The organism is Streptomyces barringtoniae (assembly GCF_020819595.1).
Classification (GTDB): Bacteria; Actinomycetota; Actinomycetes; order Streptomycetales; family Streptomycetaceae; genus Streptomyces; species Streptomyces barringtoniae.
In genome coordinates, this window is the sequence record NZ_JAJHNP010000001.1 from 334,592 (window position 1) to 350,490 (window position 15,899).

At 72.3% G+C, this 15,899-nt stretch carries 12 protein-coding genes; 3 read left to right on the forward strand and 9 right to left on the reverse strand.

From position 1 onward, the window contains the following. Positions 1 to 150: 150 nt before the first annotated feature. Positions 151 to 1,743 carry an AMP-binding protein gene (locus tag LMU33_RS01405; protein WP_228616518.1) on the forward strand — a complete coding sequence of 531 codons (1,593 nt, stop codon included), beginning with the start codon at positions 151 to 153 and terminating at the stop codon, positions 1,741 to 1,743. Between the two features lie 15 nt (positions 1,744 to 1,758). Then, positions 1,759 to 2,571, forward strand: coding sequence for a PaaX family transcriptional regulator (locus LMU33_RS01410; RefSeq protein WP_228616520.1), 813 nt, complete (start codon positions 1,759 to 1,761; stop codon positions 2,569 to 2,571). Positions 2,572 to 2,588: 17 nt separating this feature from the next. On the opposite strand, the gene LMU33_RS01415 is transcribed toward LMU33_RS01410, so the two are convergent. From LMU33_RS01415 to LMU33_RS01430, 4 genes are all read right to left on the reverse strand, one after another. Next, complete coding sequence (locus LMU33_RS01415; protein ID WP_228616522.1) at positions 2,589 to 3,011, reverse strand: hypothetical protein; 423 nt, start codon at positions 3,009 to 3,011, stop codon at positions 2,589 to 2,591. Between the two features lie 146 nt (positions 3,012 to 3,157). Further along, positions 3,158 to 3,667 carry a hypothetical protein gene (locus LMU33_RS01420; RefSeq protein ID WP_228616524.1) on the reverse strand — a complete coding sequence of 170 codons (510 nt, stop codon included), beginning with the start codon at positions 3,665 to 3,667 and terminating at the stop codon, positions 3,158 to 3,160. A 54-nt stretch (positions 3,668 to 3,721) separates the two neighbouring features. Continuing rightward, on the reverse strand, positions 3,722 to 5,989 hold the full coding sequence (locus LMU33_RS01425) for a bifunctional salicylyl-CoA 5-hydroxylase/oxidoreductase (protein WP_228616526.1): 2,268 nt from the start codon (positions 5,987 to 5,989) through the stop codon (positions 3,722 to 3,724). A gap of 6 nt (positions 5,990 to 5,995) precedes the next feature. Beyond that, entirely contained in the window at positions 5,996 to 6,823 is an 828-nt protein-coding gene (locus LMU33_RS01430) for an enoyl-CoA hydratase family protein (protein ID WP_228616528.1), read from the reverse strand. A 295-nt stretch (positions 6,824 to 7,118) separates the two neighbouring features. On the opposite strand from LMU33_RS01430, the gene LMU33_RS01435 reads away from it, so the two are divergent. After that, positions 7,119 to 7,574 carry an ATP-binding protein gene (locus LMU33_RS01435; RefSeq protein WP_228616530.1) on the forward strand — a complete coding sequence of 152 codons (456 nt, stop codon included), beginning with the start codon at positions 7,119 to 7,121 and terminating at the stop codon, positions 7,572 to 7,574. Here LMU33_RS01435 and LMU33_RS01440 read toward each other — a convergent pair. From LMU33_RS01440 to LMU33_RS01460, 5 genes are all read right to left on the reverse strand, one after another. Continuing rightward, positions 7,531 to 8,982 carry an amino acid permease gene (locus LMU33_RS01440; protein WP_228616531.1) on the reverse strand — a complete coding sequence of 484 codons (1,452 nt, stop codon included), beginning with the start codon at positions 8,980 to 8,982 and terminating at the stop codon, positions 7,531 to 7,533. The two genes, LMU33_RS01435 and LMU33_RS01440, sit on opposite strands and share 44 nt — an antisense overlap. A 122-nt stretch (positions 8,983 to 9,104) precedes the next feature. Further along, positions 9,105 to 10,115, reverse strand: a complete 1,011-nt coding sequence (gene argF, locus LMU33_RS01445) for an ornithine carbamoyltransferase (RefSeq protein ID WP_228616534.1) — start codon at positions 10,113 to 10,115, stop codon at positions 9,105 to 9,107. Positions 10,116 to 10,179: 64 nt separating this feature from the next. Beyond that, positions 10,180 to 11,403: an arginine deiminase gene (locus tag LMU33_RS01450; protein ID WP_228616536.1), complete on the reverse strand. Its 1,224-nt coding sequence runs from the start codon at positions 11,401 to 11,403 to the stop codon at positions 10,180 to 10,182. Positions 11,404 to 11,868: 465 nt separating this feature from the next. Next, the gene (locus tag LMU33_RS01455; protein ID WP_228616538.1) at positions 11,869 to 14,415 is read right to left on the reverse strand and encodes a polynucleotide kinase-phosphatase; all 2,547 of its coding nucleotides are present in this window, start codon (positions 14,413 to 14,415) and stop codon (positions 11,869 to 11,871) included. After that, positions 14,412 to 15,890, reverse strand: coding sequence for a 3' terminal RNA ribose 2'-O-methyltransferase Hen1 (locus LMU33_RS01460; protein ID WP_228616540.1), 1,479 nt, complete (start codon positions 15,888 to 15,890; stop codon positions 14,412 to 14,414). The genes LMU33_RS01455 and LMU33_RS01460 overlap by 4 nt, the downstream gene beginning before the upstream one ends. Positions 15,891 to 15,899 lie beyond the last annotated feature (9 nt).

Sequence of the window (15,899 nt, forward strand, 5' to 3'; positions counted from 1 at the left end):
TGGCCTGCCCTCCCGGCTCCCGTCGACGTTATCGCGAAAGGTTGACTGCCGTCACCAAGGCGATACGCTCGATGCCCTGGCCCATCAGGACGCCGGTGCCCACCACGACGCCCGTCTTCGACGCCTGTCACGGCAAGGGGGCGAACCGCCATGCATCGCTCGGCCCATGTCGACACCTTCGCGCGCGACCATCTGCCGCCGCCGGACGAGTGGCCCGAGCTGCTCCTCGACCTGCCGGAGCTGTGCTACCCCGAGCGGCTGAACTGCGCCGCCGAACTCCTCGACCACGCCGAGGCGGACCGGCCGGTCTTCCACACCCCGGCGGGCCCCACCTGGACCTACGGCGAGCTGCGCCGGCACGTGGACCGGATCGCGCATGTGCTCACCGGCGACCTGGGCGTGGTCCCCGGCAACCGGGTGCTGCTGCGCGGCCCCACCACGCCCTGGCTGGCCGCCTGCTGGCTGGCCGTGCTGAAGGCGGGCGCGATAGCCGTGACCGTGCTGGCCCAGCAGCGACCGCACGAGCTGGCCACCATGTGCGAGATCGCCCTGGTGCGGCACGCGCTGTGCGACATCCGGTCGGTGGAGGACCTGGCGAAGGCCGACATACCCGGGCTGCGGATCACGACGTACGGGGGTGACGGCCCCGACGACCTCCTCAACCGCCCGGCTCCCGACACGCCGTACCCGGCGGTCCGCACCGCGGCCGACGACGTGGCCCTGATCGCGTTCACCTCGGGCACCACGGGTCGCCCGAAAGGGTGCATGCACTTCCACCGCGACGTACTGGCGATCGCGGACACCTTCTCCCGGCATGTGCTGCGCCCGCACGCGGACGACGTCTTCACCGGCTCGCCCCCGCTCGGCTTCACCTTCGGCCTGGGCGGCCTGGTGGTCTTCCCGATGCGGGCCGGGGCCAGCTCCCTGCTCCTGGAGGAGGCGGGCCCGCGCCGGCTGCTCCCCGCGATCGCCGGCCACCGCGTCACGGTCCTGTTCACCGCGCCGACCGCCTACCGCGCCATGCTGGAGCAGCTCGACGGGTACGACGTCTCGTCGCTGCGGCGCTGTGTGTCGGCCGGCGAGAACCTGCCCGCGGCCACCTGGCGGGCCTGGCACGAGCGCACCGGACTGCGCCTCATCAACGGCATCGGCGCGACCGAACTGCTGCACATCTTCGTCTCCGCGGCCGACGAGCGGATCAGACCGGGCACCACGGGAGTGCCGGTACCGGGCTGGCAGGCGCGGGTGCAGGACGCCCAGGGCACGCCGGTGCCGGACGGCGAGCCCGGCCTGCTCGCCGTGCGCGGCCCGGTCGGCTGCCGCTACCTCGGCGACCCGCGCCAGCGCGGGTACGTGCGCGGCGGCTGGAACATCACCGGCGACACCTACGTCCGCGAGCCCGACGGCTACTTCCGCTATGTGGCTCGCGCCGACGACATGATCATCTCCGCCGGGTACAACATCGCCGGACCGGAGGTGGAGGACGCGCTGCTGCGCCACCCGGACGTGGTGGAGACGGCGGTCGTCGGCCGCCCGGACGAGGCCCGCGGACAGGTGGTGGTCGCCTACACCGTGCTGCGCGAGGGCGCCCGGCGCGACCCGGAGGCCCTGAGCGCGTTCCTCAAGTCCGAGCTGGCACCCTACAAATGCCCGCGCGAGTTCGTCTTCCTCGACGCGCTCCCGCGCACCGCCACCGGCAAGCTCCAGCGCTTCCGGCTGCGCAGCGAAGGTGACCGGCAGTGATGCCGACGACCTAAAATGATCAACGTGTCCGAGCAGCACGCCCCCAGGTCCCTCATCGTCACGCTCTACGGCGCGTACGGCCGCTACATGCCCGGCCCGGTGCCCGTCGCCGAGCTGATCCGGCTCCTGGCCGCGGTCGGCGTGGACGCGCCCTCCGTCCGTTCCTCGGTGTCCCGGCTCAAACGGCGCGGCCTGCTGCTGCCGGCCCGCACCGAGCAGGGCGCGGCCGGCTACGAACTCTCGCCGGAGGCACGCCAGTTGCTGGAGGACGGCGACCGGCGCATCTACGCGACGACGCCCATGGAGGACACGGGCTGGGTACTCGCGGTGTTCTCCGTGCCGGAGTCGGAGCGGCAGAAGCGGCACGTGCTGCGCTCCCGGCTGGCCGGGCTGGGCTTCGGTACGGCGGCCCCCGGGGTGTGGATCGCCCCGGCCCGCCTCTACGAGGAGACGCGGCACACCCTGCGCCGGCTGCACCTGGACCCGTACGTCGACCTCTTCCGCGGCGAGCACCTGGGCTTCGCCCCGACGGCCGAGGCGGTCGCCCGCTGGTGGGACCTGACCGCGATCGCCAAGGAGCACGAGCGTTTCCTGGACGCGCACGCCCCGGTCCTGCGGGCCTGGGAGCGCCGCAGCAGCACCCCGCCCGAGGAGGCCTACCGCGACTACCTCCTCGCCCTCGACTCCTGGCGCCACCTGCCGTACACCGATCCCGGCCTGCCCGGCCGGCTGCTGCCCGCGGGCTGGCCGGGCGTCCGCTCGGCGGAGGTGTTCCAGGGGCTGCACAGGCGGCTGCGGGACGCGGGGGCCGAGTTCGCCGGGCTGTGAGGGGCTTTCCGGGTCTCTCAGAAGCGGCGCAGCCGCAGCGCGATGCCGTGCCCGACCGCGAGGTAGATCACCGCGGGCAGACCGTAGTTGAGCAGGACGCGCAGGCTCTCCGCGTCCATCGTGAAGATGTCCTGCGACCACCAGGACAGCGAGTCGGCCACGTCCTCCACGAACCCCACGAACACGTTCGCGTGATTGGCCTTGAGCAGGTACAGCAGGATCCACAGTCCCAGGAACGCCGCCGCGACGTCGGCGATCGTGTGGACGACCAGCGCGGCGCGCCGGGTGCCCGAGCCGTCCCGTCGGCGCTGCCGAGGGGGCGCGACCGGCGCGACGGGCGGCACCGCGGGCTCCGCGTACTGGGGGCCCGGGGCCGGGGCATGGCCGTAGGGGCCGTATCCGTGTCCGGGCTGCTCGGGCAGCGGCCTGGTGTCAGTCATCGCAGTCTCGATCCCTGGGGGTCGTGCATGGGGTTCCGAATGGCTCGAAAGAACCTAGACAGCCGCCGATAACAGACCGGGTCAGGAACCGTGCGAATCGCGTGGAGGGCATGTGACCGAGCCCGGCCGGCCCCCGCGCGCCGGGCTCAGACGCAGCACCGGCAGTACAGGTGCGCGCCCGCGTCCCGGGCCCGGCGGGCGAGGCCCGCGAAGGTGCGGATGCAGTCCTCGCAGGCCGGGAAGTCGGCGAAGTCGAATTCCTCGATGTCGTACCACTGCAGCGCCAGCATCGGCACGTGCTCGTCCTCTATGGAGGCGAGCCGGTCGCGCCAGGCGTCGGGCAGCTCGGTCAGATGCAGCCCCGACTCCCACGGCGACTCGGCACCGGGCGCCGCCGGCCGCTCGGGGAGCCACTCCCGCTGGTCGGGCCACAGCAGCTCCGGCCCGGTGCCGTGGACGTCGTACGGTCTTCCCTCGGTGAACGCGACGAGTTGCCCCAGGGCGACATGGGGGTCGATGCCCTTCATGTCGATCCAGTCCGCGCCGGCCTCGTCGAGGGACTGCCCCTCGGCCGTCCAGTCCCCGCCCGGTCCGATCGCCCAGTCCACCGCCGTCGGCCGGTCGGCCGCCGCGAAGTAGTCGAACAGCACGCCCATCAGCACTCCGTCCCCTCGCCTCTCCCATCCGAGTAGAGCAGACGGTACTGACAGTCAGCCGCCGAGGGTCAGCCGGGGCTTCGGGGCGTCCGTGCGGCCGGTCTGGGGGCGGCGGCTGCCCGCGCGGTAGGGCGCGGGCCAGACCGCGCCGGGACCCTCGTAGCCCTGCTCGGCCGCCGCGTGCAGCGTCCAGTGCGGGTCGTACAGGTGCGGACGGCCCAGCGCGCACAGGTCCGTACGCCCGGCGAGGATCAGGGAGTTGACGTCGTCCCAGGAGGAGATCGCGCCGACCGCGATGACCGGGACACCCGCCTCGTGCCGGATCCGGTCGGCGAACGGCGTCTGGTACGACCGCCCGAACTCCGGCCGCTCCTCGGCCACCACCTGCCCGGTGGAGACGTCGATCGCGTCGGCCCCGTGCGCGGCGAAGGCGCGGGCGATCTCCACCGCGTCCTCCGCGGTCGTGCCGCCCTCGGCCCAGTCGGTCGCCGAGATGCGCACCGTCATGGGCCGCTCCGCGGGCCACACCGCGCGAACGGCGTCGAAGACCTCCAGCGGGAACCTCAGCCGGCGCTCCGGTGAGCCGCCGTAGGCGTCGGTGCGCCGGTTGGTGAGCGGGGAGAGGAAGCCGGAGAGCAGATAGCCGTGCGCGCAGTGCAGTTCGAGGAGGTCGAACCCGGCCCGCGCGGCCCGCCAGGCGGCGGCGGTGAACTGCTCGCGTATGTCGGTGAGTTGGGCGCGGGAGAGCTGCCGGGGGGTCTGGCTGCCCGGCTTGTACGGCAGCGGGGAGGCGGCGACGAGGGGCCAGTTGCCGCGGGTCAGCGGCTCGTCCATGCCCTCCCACATCAACTTCGTGGACCCCTTGCGGCCGGAGTGGCCGAGCTGCACGCCGATCGCGGTGCCGGGTGCCTGGGTGTGCACGAAGTCGGTGACCCGCCGCCACGCCTCGGCCTGCCGGCCGGTGTAGAGACCGGCGCAGCCCGGCGTGATGCGGCCCTCCTCGCTCACGCACACCATCTCGGTCATGACGAGCCCGGCCCCGCCGAGCGCGCGGGCGCCGAGGTGGACGAGGTGGAAGTCGCCGGGGACGCCGTCGGTGGCGGAGTACATGTCCATCGGCGACACCACGACCCGGTTGCGCAGGGTCAGGCCGCGCAGCCGCAGCGACGTGAACATCGGGGGTGTGCCGGGCGGGCAGCCGAACTCGCGCTCGACCGCCTCGGTGAAGCGGGCGTCGCGCAGCCGGAGGTTGTCGTGGGTGACGCGGCGGCTGCGGGTGAGCAGGTTGAAGGCGAACTGCCGGGGCGGCTGGCCGAGGTGGTGCCGCAGGTTCTCGAACCATTCGAGGCTGGCGCGGGCGGCTCGCTGGGTGGAGGCGACGACGGGTTTTCGCTCCTCCTCGTAGGCCGCCAGCGCCCTGTCGAGTGCGGGCTGTTCGCGCAGGCACGCCGCGAGTGCGAGGGCGTCCTCCACGGCCAGCTTGGTGCCCGAGCCGATGGAGAAGTGGGCGGTGTGCGCGGCGTCGCCGAGGAGGACCACGTTGCCGTGGGACCAGCGGTCGTTGACCACCGTACGGAAGGTGGTCCACGTCGAGTTGTTGGAGTGCAGCGGGCGGCCGCGCAGCGCGTCGGAGAAGATCTTGGCGCAGCGCTCGACGGATTCGTCCGGACCGAGTTCGTCGAATCCCGCCGCCCGCCAGACCTCCTCGCGCATCTCGACGATCACGGTGGACGCGTCGGCCGCGTACGGGTAGCCGTGCAGCTGCATCACGCCGTGTTCGGTCTGGGCGATCTCGAAGCGGAAGGCGTCGAACGCGAAGTCGGCCGCGAGCCAGATGTACCGGCAGCGGTGCTCGGTGATGCGCGGACGGAACACCTGCGCGTAGGTCTCCCGGGTGGTGCTGTGCACGCCGTCGGCGGCGATGACGAGGTCGTGGGTCCGGGAGAGCTCGTCCGCGGACGGGGCCTCGGTGCCGAACGCGATGGTCACGCCGAGGGAGAGGCAGCGCTCGTGCAGGATCCTCAGGAGGGTCCGCCTGCGCACCGCCGCGAAGCCGTGTCCCCCGGAGGTCTGGCAGGTGCCTGCGTGCACGATGTCGATGTCGTCCCACCGTACGAAGCGTCGCTGCAGTGCCTCGTACACCACGGGGTCGGCGTGTTCGATGCCGCCCAGGGTCTCGTCGGAGAGGACCACGCCGAAGCCGAAGGTGACGTCCGGGGCGTTGCGCTCCCAGACGGTCACCTCACGGGTGGGATCGAGCCGCTTGAGGAGCGCTGCCGCGTACAGGCCGCCGGGGCCACCGCCGATGATCGCCACCCGCATGAAGGCTCACCTTCCCCGCCACTTCGGCGCGCGCTTCTCCGTGAAGGCCGCGTGGAACTCCGCGTAGTCCTCGCCGTGCATCAGCAACGCCTGGGTCGATGCGTCCAGCTCGATCGACGCCGCCAGGGGCATGTCCAGTTCCGCCGTGAGCAGGGCCTTCGTCTGGGCGAGGGCCAGGGCCGGGCCGTCGGCCAGGCGGCGGGCCAGCGCTTGGGCCGCGTCGTCGGCCCGGCCGTCCTCCGTCAGCTCGCTGATCAGGCCGATGCGCTCGGCCTCGGGGGCCCGGACCGGTTCGCCCAGCATGAGCAGCCGGGTGGCGTGGCCGAGGCCGACGACGCGGGGCAGCAGGTAGGCCGCGCCCATGTCGCCGCCGGACAGGCCGACGCGGGTGAAGAGGAAGGCGAAGCGGGCGGTGGGGTCCGCCACGCGGAAGTCGGCCGCGAGCGCCAGGACCGCCCCGGCGCCTGCCGCCACGCCGTGGAGGGCCGCGATCACGGGGAACGGGCACTCGCGGATCGCCCGTACGACCTGGCCGGTCATCCGGTTGAAGTCGAGCAGCCGGCCGGTGTCCATGCCGAGGGTGGCGCCGATGATCTCGTCGACGTCACCGCCGGAGCAGAAGCCGCGTCCCGCGCCGGCCAGCACCAGGGCGCGTACGGCGCGCTCCCGGGACAGCTCGGCGAGCAGGTCGCGCAGGTCGGCGTAGGCGCCGAAGGTGAGCGCGTTGAGCTTCTCGGGACGGGTGAGGGTGACGGTGGCGACCCCGTCGGCGAGCTGGACCCGCAGATGCTCCCAGTCGCAGGTGCGGGCGGCGGAGCCGGTGAAGGGACTCATGACGTGCGGCCTCCTAGGGGGGCGGTGCCGTACGTTGCGCTGTCCCATGAAGTTATCACCTGTTTGTGACTGTCGTCACGAGTACGCGACAGACGGCGGCCGGCCGGCCGAGTCCCGTCACATGCGTCACCGGTCGTCGACAGAGCCGTAACAGTGGGCTCGGGCGGGCGAGACGGGCCGCCGGCCTGGGTAAGCCGCCGGTACCGGGGCCGAGGGTCCCGGCCGAAGCCCGCCGAAGGTCCGAAGTGGCCGGGCCCGTACCATTCCTACAGTCGAAAGCAGGACAGCCTGCTCCATGAACGGACTCGCCTTGCACGAACGCCCCACCGAACCGGCCTCCTGGCGCATCGCACTGCCGCACACCGCCGCCGCGGTGCCCGTGGCCCGTGCCCTGGTGCGCACGGCCCTCGCCGAGGTGGAGCATCCGGCCGACAGCGACACCGCCGAGCTGCTCACGGCGGAGCTGGTGGCCAACGCGGTGGAGCACACCGCCGGGCGCGGCCCGATAGAGCTCGTGGTGGAGCTGTTGCCGGGCGGCTGCCAGGTCGAGGTACACGACCCGGACCCGGCCCCGCCCGGCCGGCTGACCGCGCCGGTGATCGAGGAGCCCGATGTCTGGCAGGAGGGCGGGCGCGGGCTGCTGCTGATCCGCGCCCTCAGCTCGTCCTGCGGTCACCGCCCCACCCCGTCGGGCAAGGCGGTGTGGTTCAGACTGCCTGCGGTTCCCGCTCAGCGGCGGCGCTGGGCGTGACCTCGGGGGCGGCCGTCCGCGCCAGTGTGGAGTGCCGGCGGCCGTAGCCGGCGTAGATCGCGAGGCCCACCACGAGGAACACGGCGAACTGGACCCAGGTCTGCCAGCCCGTCTCGTACATCAGGTACAGGCAGAAGGCGACGCCGAGCAGCGGGCCCACCGGGTAGAGCGGCACGCGGAAGCTGCGGGTGAGGCCCGGCTCGCGGCGGCGCAGGGCGATCACCACGATGTTGACGACGGCCATGATCGCCAGGGTGCCGATGGTGCACAGGTTCATCACGGCGTCGAGGGAGGCGAAGGCCGCCGGGAGCGCGAAGACGACGGCGACGATCAGCGTGCCGGCGACCGGCGTGGAGGTCTTCGGGTTGACCTTCTCGAAGACGCGCGGGATCAGGCCGTCGCGGGACATCGACATCAGGATGCGGGTCTGGCCGTACATCACCGCGAGGACGACCGAGGCGATGGCGACGACCGCGCCGAAGGCGATCACCCCGCCGCCGACGGCCGAGCCGGTGACCTCGTTGACGACGTAGGAGAGGGCGGCGGGGCGGCCGGCGACCTGCTTGCCGCCGATGGCGCCGATCGCGGCGAGCGCGACCGCGCAGTACAGCAGGGTCACGATGCCCATGCAGACCATGATCGCGACCGGGATGTCACGGCGCGGGTTCTTGGCCTCCTCACCGGCCGTGGTGATCGCGTCGAAGCCGATGTAGGAGAAGAACGCGGCCGTGGTGCCCGCGCCGATGCCGCCGAGGCCGGCCGGCGAGAACGGGGTGAGGTTGCCGTGCTTGAAGGCGCTGTAGCCGATGGCGCAGAAGGCCAGCAGGATGACGAGCTTGACCGCGGCCATGGCGGCCGTCGCCCGGGCGCTCTCGCGCACCCCGCGCACCAGCAGCACGGAGGCCATGGCGATGACGATCACGGCCGGGAGGTTGATGATCCCGCCGTCGCCCGGGCCCGCGGACAGGGCGGCCGGGAGCTGGACGCCGGTGAGGCTGTGCAGCAGCTCGTTGACGTACTGGCTCCAGCCGACGGCGACGGCCGAGATGGAGATGCCGTACTCCAGCAGCAGGCACCAGCCGACCAGGAAGGCGGTGGACTCGCCGAGGCCGGCGTAGGCGAAGGAGTACGAGGAGCCGGAGACCGGGATCGCGCCGCCCAGCTCCGCGAAGGAGAAGGCGGTGAAGACGCAGGTGATCGCGGCGAGGATGAACGAGACGACGACGGCCGGGCCGGCCTGGGCGACGGAGTCGGAGAGGCCGACGAAGATGCCGGTGCCGACGATGGCGCCGACGCCGAAGCAGATGAGCTGGAAGAGGCCCATCGTGCGCTTGAGGCCGTGACCCTCGCGGTCGGCGCCGGATTCGGCGACGAGCAGGTGCGGGGACTTGATGCGGGGAGCGGGCATTGCGGGTTGGTGCTCGTTTCTGGGTGGTGCGGGCGACCGGGTGAGGTCGCGGCGTCGGTCCGGGCTGGGGTGGTGCCGGGCCGCCGGTCAGGATAAGGCCTGGTCGGGGCGGTGGACCAGGGTCAGCGGGCGAGTGTGGCGACCAGCACCGCCTTGATGGTGTGCAGACGGTTCTCGGCCTCGTCGAAGACGATCGAGTGCGCGGACTCGAACACCTCGTCCGTGACCTCCAGCGAGTCCAGGCCGTAGGTCTCGTGGATCTCGCCGCCGACCTTCGTGCCGAGGTCGTGGAAGGCCGGCAGACAGTGCAGGAACTTCACGTCCGCGTTGCCGGTGGCGCGCAGGACGTCCATGGTCACGGCGTACGGCGTGAGCGCGGCGATGCGCTCCGCCCAGACCTCCTTCGGCTCACCCATGGAGACCCACACGTCGGTGGCGACGAAGTCCGCCCCCGACACGCCCTCCCGGACGTCCTCGGTGAGGATGATCCGGGCGCCGCTTTCCTCGGCGAGCTTGAGGGCGTGGCTGACGACGTCCTCGGCGGGCCAGTAGGCCTTCGGGGCGACGATCCGCACGTCCATGCCGAGCAGGGCCCCGGTGACGAGGTAGGAGTTGCCCATGTTGAAGCGGGCGTCGCCGAGGTAGGCGAAGGCGATCTCCCTCAGCGGCCTGTCGCTGTGCTCGGTCATGGTGAGCACGTCGGCCAGCATCTGGGTGGGGTGCCAGTCGTCGGTGAGCCCGTTGTAGACGGGCACGCCGGCGTACGCCGCCAGCTCCTCGACCTTGGCCTGGCTGTCCCCGCGGTACTCGATGCCGTCGTACATCCGGCCCAGCACCCGCGCGGTGTCCCGCACGGACTCCTTGTGGCCGATCTGCGAGCCGGACGGATCCAGGTACGTCGTGTGGGCACCCTGGTCGGCGGCGGCGACCTCGAACGCGCAGCGGGTGCGCGTCGAGGTCTTCTCGAAGATCAGCGCGATGTTCCGGCCGCGCAGGTACTGCGTCTCCGCCCCCGCCTTCTTGGCCGCCTTCAGCTCGGCCGCCAGCTCGACCAGACCGCGGAACTCCTCCTCGGTGAAGTCCAGCTCCTTGAGGAAGTGGCGGCCGGCGAGGCCGGTCGGGACTGTCGCCATGGGGGGCGCTCCAGATGTACTGCGACTACAGGGACTCTGGAAGTCTATACGATGCTCCACATTTTTATACGGTGTCTCGCTCTACGGGACAGCTCATGCACCGCGGGCCGCCCCGGCCCCGCCCCAGCTCGCTGCCCGGGATCTCGATCACCTCGATGCCCTGCTTGCGCAGATGCGTGTTGGTGGTCGAGTTGCGCTCGTAGGCGACGACGACCCCGGGCTCGACGGCGAGGACGTTGCAGCCGTCGTCCCACTGCTCGCGCTCGGCGGCGTGCACGTCCTGGGTGGCGGTCAGCACCCGGATCTCGCCGAGGCCCAGGGCGGCGGCGATCGCGCGGTGCATGTGCTCCGGCGGATGGTCGGTGACCTTCAGCTCCTTCTCGGAGACCCCCGGCTCGATGGTGTACGAGCGCAGCATGCCGAGGCCCGCGTACTGGGTGAAGGTGTCGCCGTCGACCATGGTCATCACGGTGTCGAGGTGCATGAAGGCGCGCCGCTTGGGCATGTCGAGCGCGACGATGGTGCGCGCGGAGCCGGCCGCGAACAGCTTGTACGCCAGCATCTCCACGGCCTGCGGGGTGGTGCGCTCGCTCATGCCGACCAGCACGGCGCCGTTGCCGATCACCAGGACATCACCGCCCTCGATGGTGGAGGGATGGTCGGCCTGCCCCTGGGACCAGACGTGGAAGAGCTCGTCGCGGAACAGCGGGTGGTGGCGGTAGATCGCCTCGAAGTGGACGGTCTCGCGCTGCCGCGCCGGCAGCCGCATGGCGTTGATGGCGACCCCGTCGTAGATCCAGGCGGAGGTGTCGCGGGTGAAGAGGTGGTTGGGCAGGGGGCCGAGGAGGAAGTCGTCGAGGTCCATCACATGGAAGCGCACGGAGGTCGGCTCCGCGTGCGCCTGCAGGAACTCCCGCTTGGTCATGCCGCCCACGAGCGCCTCGGCCAGCTCGCGCGCGGGCAGGGCCTCGAAGGCCGCGCGCAGGTGGTCGGCGGCGAGGGGGCCGTACTCCTTGTCGTGGAAGACACGGTCGAGGACGAGGGTGCGGGCCTCGGGGATCTCCAGGGTCTCGGTGAGCAGGTCGCCGAAGAGGTGGACGGCGACGCCGCGGTCCCGCAGGACGTCGGCGAACCCGTCGTGCTCGGCGCGCGCCCGGCGCACCCACAGCACGTCGTCGAAGAGCAGGGCGTCCTTGTTGCTGGGGGTGAGCCTTTTGAGCTCCAGATCGGGCCGGTGCAGGATCACGCGGCGCAGCCGCCCGGCCTCGGAGTCCACGTGGTATGCCATGCCTCCATCCTGGCCGCACCCGACCGTCTTCACGCCCTTGCGGACCGTTTCCGCCCCTTCCTGTTTTCGTCTCATCGACGACAAACGGTCGGTCCGTGGGACTCCGGCTCGCCTCGGCGCAGGCGGTCGGATCACGGTGCAGGGCACCGGCCGGCGCCGGATGCGCGGGGGCAGGGCCACCGCCCGGCCTCCGGCGGCCGGCACCAGCCGTTCGGCGACGAGGAGTTCGACGGCCCCCCGGTCGACCGCGTCCGGCGGGGCCGGCTCCTGAAGGCGCAGGAACGCGGCGAGCGGACCGGGGTGGTCGAGGGGTGAGCAGCCGTAAGCCCGTGCCCTCCTGCCCCCGGTCCAGGACCGTCACGATCGGCCTGCCCACGGCCCGCCGGACCACCCGCCGGCCGACCCCGGGCCGGCGGGGACACCTGGCCCTGCCGCGGAACAACAGGCCGAGTGCGCCGTGACGGGCTACAGGCGGGGGTCCACCGGCTCCGACTCCAGGGCCAGCACCCCGAACACCGCCTCGTGCACCCGCCACAGCGGCTCCCCCTCCGCCAGCCGGTCCAGTGCCTCCAGGCCGAGGGCGTACTCGCGCAGGGCGAGCGACCGCTTGTGGTTGAGGAACCGCTGCCGCAGCCTGGCGAGGTTGTCCGGCCGGGTGTACTCGGGCCCGTAGATGATCCGCAGGTACTCCCGGCCGCGGCACTTGATGCCGGGCTGCACCAGCCGCCCGTCGGCGTTCCGGACCACCGCGCCGGCCGGCTTGACGACCATGCCCTCACCGCCGCGGCCGGTCATCTCCAGCCACCAGTCGACACCCGCGCGCACCGACTCCGGGTCACCGGTGTCGACGTACAGCCGCCGGGTGGTCTGCAGCAGTCCGGTGCCGTCGTGCTCCACCAGCCGGTCGATCAGGGCCAGTTGCTCGTCGTGCGGCAGCGCGGCGAGGCTGCGGCCCTGGACGGCCAGCAGCTGGAAGGGCGCCAGGCGGACGCCGTCCAGGCCGTCGGTGGTCCAGCAGTAGCGGCGGTAGGCGGCGGTGAACGCGGCCGCGTCGGCGGCACGGTCCCGCTGCCGGTCCAGCAGGCCGGTGAGGCCGACACCCCGGGCCGAGGCCGCCTCCAGGGCGGCCAGCGCGCCCGGGAAGACCGCGCCGGAGGCGGCGCCGACGGCCGCGTACTGGCTGCGCAGCAGCCCCGAGGCCTTCAGCGACCACGGCATCAGCTCGGCGTCCAGCAGCAGCCAGTCGGTGGCCAGTTCGTCCCAGAGCCCGGCGGCCCCGATCGCCGCGCGCAGCCGGCCGAGGACCTCCTCGGTCACCGTCGTGTCGTCGAAGAACGGCCGCCCGGTGCGGGTGTAGAGGGACCCGGTCGGCCCGTCCACGCCGAAGCGCCTGCGTGCCGCCTCCGCGTCCCGGCACACCAGGGCCACGGCTCGCGAGCCCATGTGCTTCTCCTCGCACACGACCCGCTCGACGCCGTCCGCCGCGTACTGCGCGAAGGCTTCCGCCGGGTGCTCCAAGTAGCCATCCACCTGCGAAGTCGCCGTCGGCGCCATGGTCGGCGGCAGATACGGCAGCAGGCGCGGGTCGGTCGCGAAGCGGCTCATGACCTCCAGCGCCGCCGCCGCGTTCTCCTCACGGACCGCGACCATGCCGGCGTGCCGGGTCTCCACCGCCCTGCGGCCGTACACGTCCGCCAGGTCCAGCGGCCGGCCGTCCTGACCGCCGGGCGCCTCCGAGCGCAGCGGGCGCGTCGGCTCGTACCAGACCCGCTCGGCCGGTACGTCGACCAGCTCGCGCTCCGGCCAGCGCAGCGCGGTCAGCTTGCCGCCGAAGACCGCCCCGGTGTCCAGGCAGATGGTGTTGTTCAGCCAGCTCGCCTCGGGGACCGGGGTGTGGCCGTAGACCACCGCCGCGCGGCCCCGGTAGTCCTCCGCCCACGGGTAGCGCACCGGCAGCCCGAACTCGTCCGTCTCGCCGGTGGTGTCGCCGTACAGGGCGTGCGAGCGGACCCGGCCGGAGGTGCGGCCGTGGTACTTCTCGGGCAGGCCGGCGTGGCAGACGACCAGCCTGCCGCCGTCGAGGACGTAGTGGCTGACCAGGCCCGCCAGGAACGTGCGTACCCGCTCCTCGAACTCCTCGCTCTCGCCCTCCATCTGCGTGATGGTCTCGGCCAGCCCATGGGTGTGCTGGACCTTGCGGCCCTTGAGGTAGCGGCCGTACTTGTTCTCGTGGTTGCCGGGCACGCACAGCGCGTTGCCCGTCTCGACCATGGACATCACCCGGCGCAGCACGCCCGGGGTGTCCGGGCCGCGGTCGACCAGGTCGCCGACGAACACGGCGGTACGGCCGTCCGGGTGGACGCCGTCCGCGTAGCCCAGCTTGGCGAGCAGCGACTCGAGCTCGGCGGAGCAGCCGTGGATGTCGCCGATGATGTCGAAGGGGCCGGTGAGGTGGGTGAGGTCGTTGAAGCGCTTCTCGGTGACGACGGTGGCGTGTTCCACCTCCTCGACGCCGCGCAGCACGTGCACCTTGCGGAAGCCCTCCCGCTCCAGGTGCCGCAGCGAGCGGCGCAGTTCGCGGATGTGCCGCTGGATGACCCGGCGGGGCATGTCGGCGCGGTCGGTGCGGGCCGCGTTGCGCTCGGCGCACACCTCCTCCGGCACGTCCAGCACGATGGCGATGGGCAGCACGTCGTACTTCCTGGCCAGCTCGATCAGCTGGCGCCGGGCGTCCTGCTGCACGCTGGTGGCGTCGACGACCGTGCGGCGGCCCGCCGCCAGCCGCTTGCCGGCGATGTAGTGCAGGACGTCGAAGGCGTCCCGGGTGGCGCTCTGGTCGTTCTCGTCGTCGGAGACGAGACCGCGGCAGAAGTCCGAGGAGATCACCTCGGTCGGCTTGAAGTGCCGGCGGCCGAAGGTGGACTTGCCGGAGCCGGAGGCACCGACGAGGACCACGAGGGACAGATCGGTGACGGGGAGGATCCGCCCCTGGTTCCGTGTCGACCCGGTCATGCTGCCTTCACCTCCTTCTCGGTCCTGATCACGGCTGTGTTCATCACAAAGACGGCCATCTGGGTGGGCGGGCCGACCTCCGGGTCGTCCGGCCCGACGGGCGCGAACTCCACGTCGTAGCCGTGCCGTTCGGCCACCGTGTGCGCCCACGTGCGGAACTCCTGCCGGGTCCACTCGAAGCGGTGGTCGCCGTGCCGGGCGTGTCCGGCGGGCAGGGTCTCCCAGCGGACGTTGTACTCGACGTTCGGGGTGGTCACGAGGACCGTGCGCGGGCGGGCGTGCCCGAACACGGCGTACTCCAGGGCGGGCAGCCGGGGCAGGTCGAGGTGCTCGATCACCTCGCTGAGCACGGCGGCGTCATAGCCCTTGAGCCGGTTGTCGGTGTAGGCGAGCGAGCCCTGGAAGAGCTTGACGCGCGAGGCCTGCCGCTCGCCCATGCGGTCCAGCTTCAGCCGCCGGGAGGCGATGGTCAGGGCGCGCGCCGACACGTCGACGCCGACGATCTCGGTGAACCGCGGGTCCTTCAGCAGCTCGCGCAGCAACTCGCCCTGGCCGCAGCCGAGATCGAGCACGCGGCCGGCGCCGCTGTCCCGCAGCGCGGCGAGGATCGCCTCCCTGCGCTGCACGGCGAGCGGGGTGGACTTCTCCTCCGTCTCGCTCTCCTCCTCGACGGCGTTGTCGATCTCCTCGACCTCGCTGTCGTCGGCCTCCGCGAGCCGCACCAGCTCCAGCCGCTCCATCGCCTGCCGGGTCAGCGACCAGCGGCGGGAGAGATAGCGGCTGGTGATCAGCTTCTGCTCCGGGTGCTCGGGCAGCCAGCCCTCACCGGCCCGCAGCAGCTTGTCGACCTCGTCGGAGGAGACCCAGTAGTGCTTGGCGTCGTCGAGGACCGGCAGCAGGACATAGAGGTGGCGCAGGGCCTCGGCGAGGGTCAGCGCCTCGGACTCCAGGACGAGCCGCACGTAGCGCGAGTCCCCCCACTCGGGGAACTCGGCGTCCAGGGCGACCGGTTCGACGGTGACCGTCCAGCCCAGCGGCTCGAAGAGACGCCGTACGAGCTCCGGGCCGCCGCGGGCGGGCAGCGCGGGCACCTCGATGCGCAACGGCCGGGTCCGGGCCGGGAGTTCCGGCCGGGCCTGGCAGGTGCCCTTCATCGCGCTGGAGAACACGCCGCTCAGCGCTACCGCGAGCAGCGAGGAGGCCGCGTACGGGCGGTCGTTGACGTACTGGGCGAGAGCCGCGTCGGGGGCTCCGCCGCGGCCCTTGCCCTTGCCCCGCCGGACCAGCGCGACGGTGTCGATCTCCAGCAGCAGCGCGGCCGTGCAGCGCCGGTCGTCCGCCTCGGGGTAGAAGACGTGCGCAGTGCCGTAGGACGTGGAGAACTGCTGCGCCTTGTCGGGGTGCTTGTGCAGCAGGTACCCGAGGTCGGTGGCCGGGTGGGCGGCGTCGCCGCGCATGGAGATCGTCAGGAACACATGACCGAG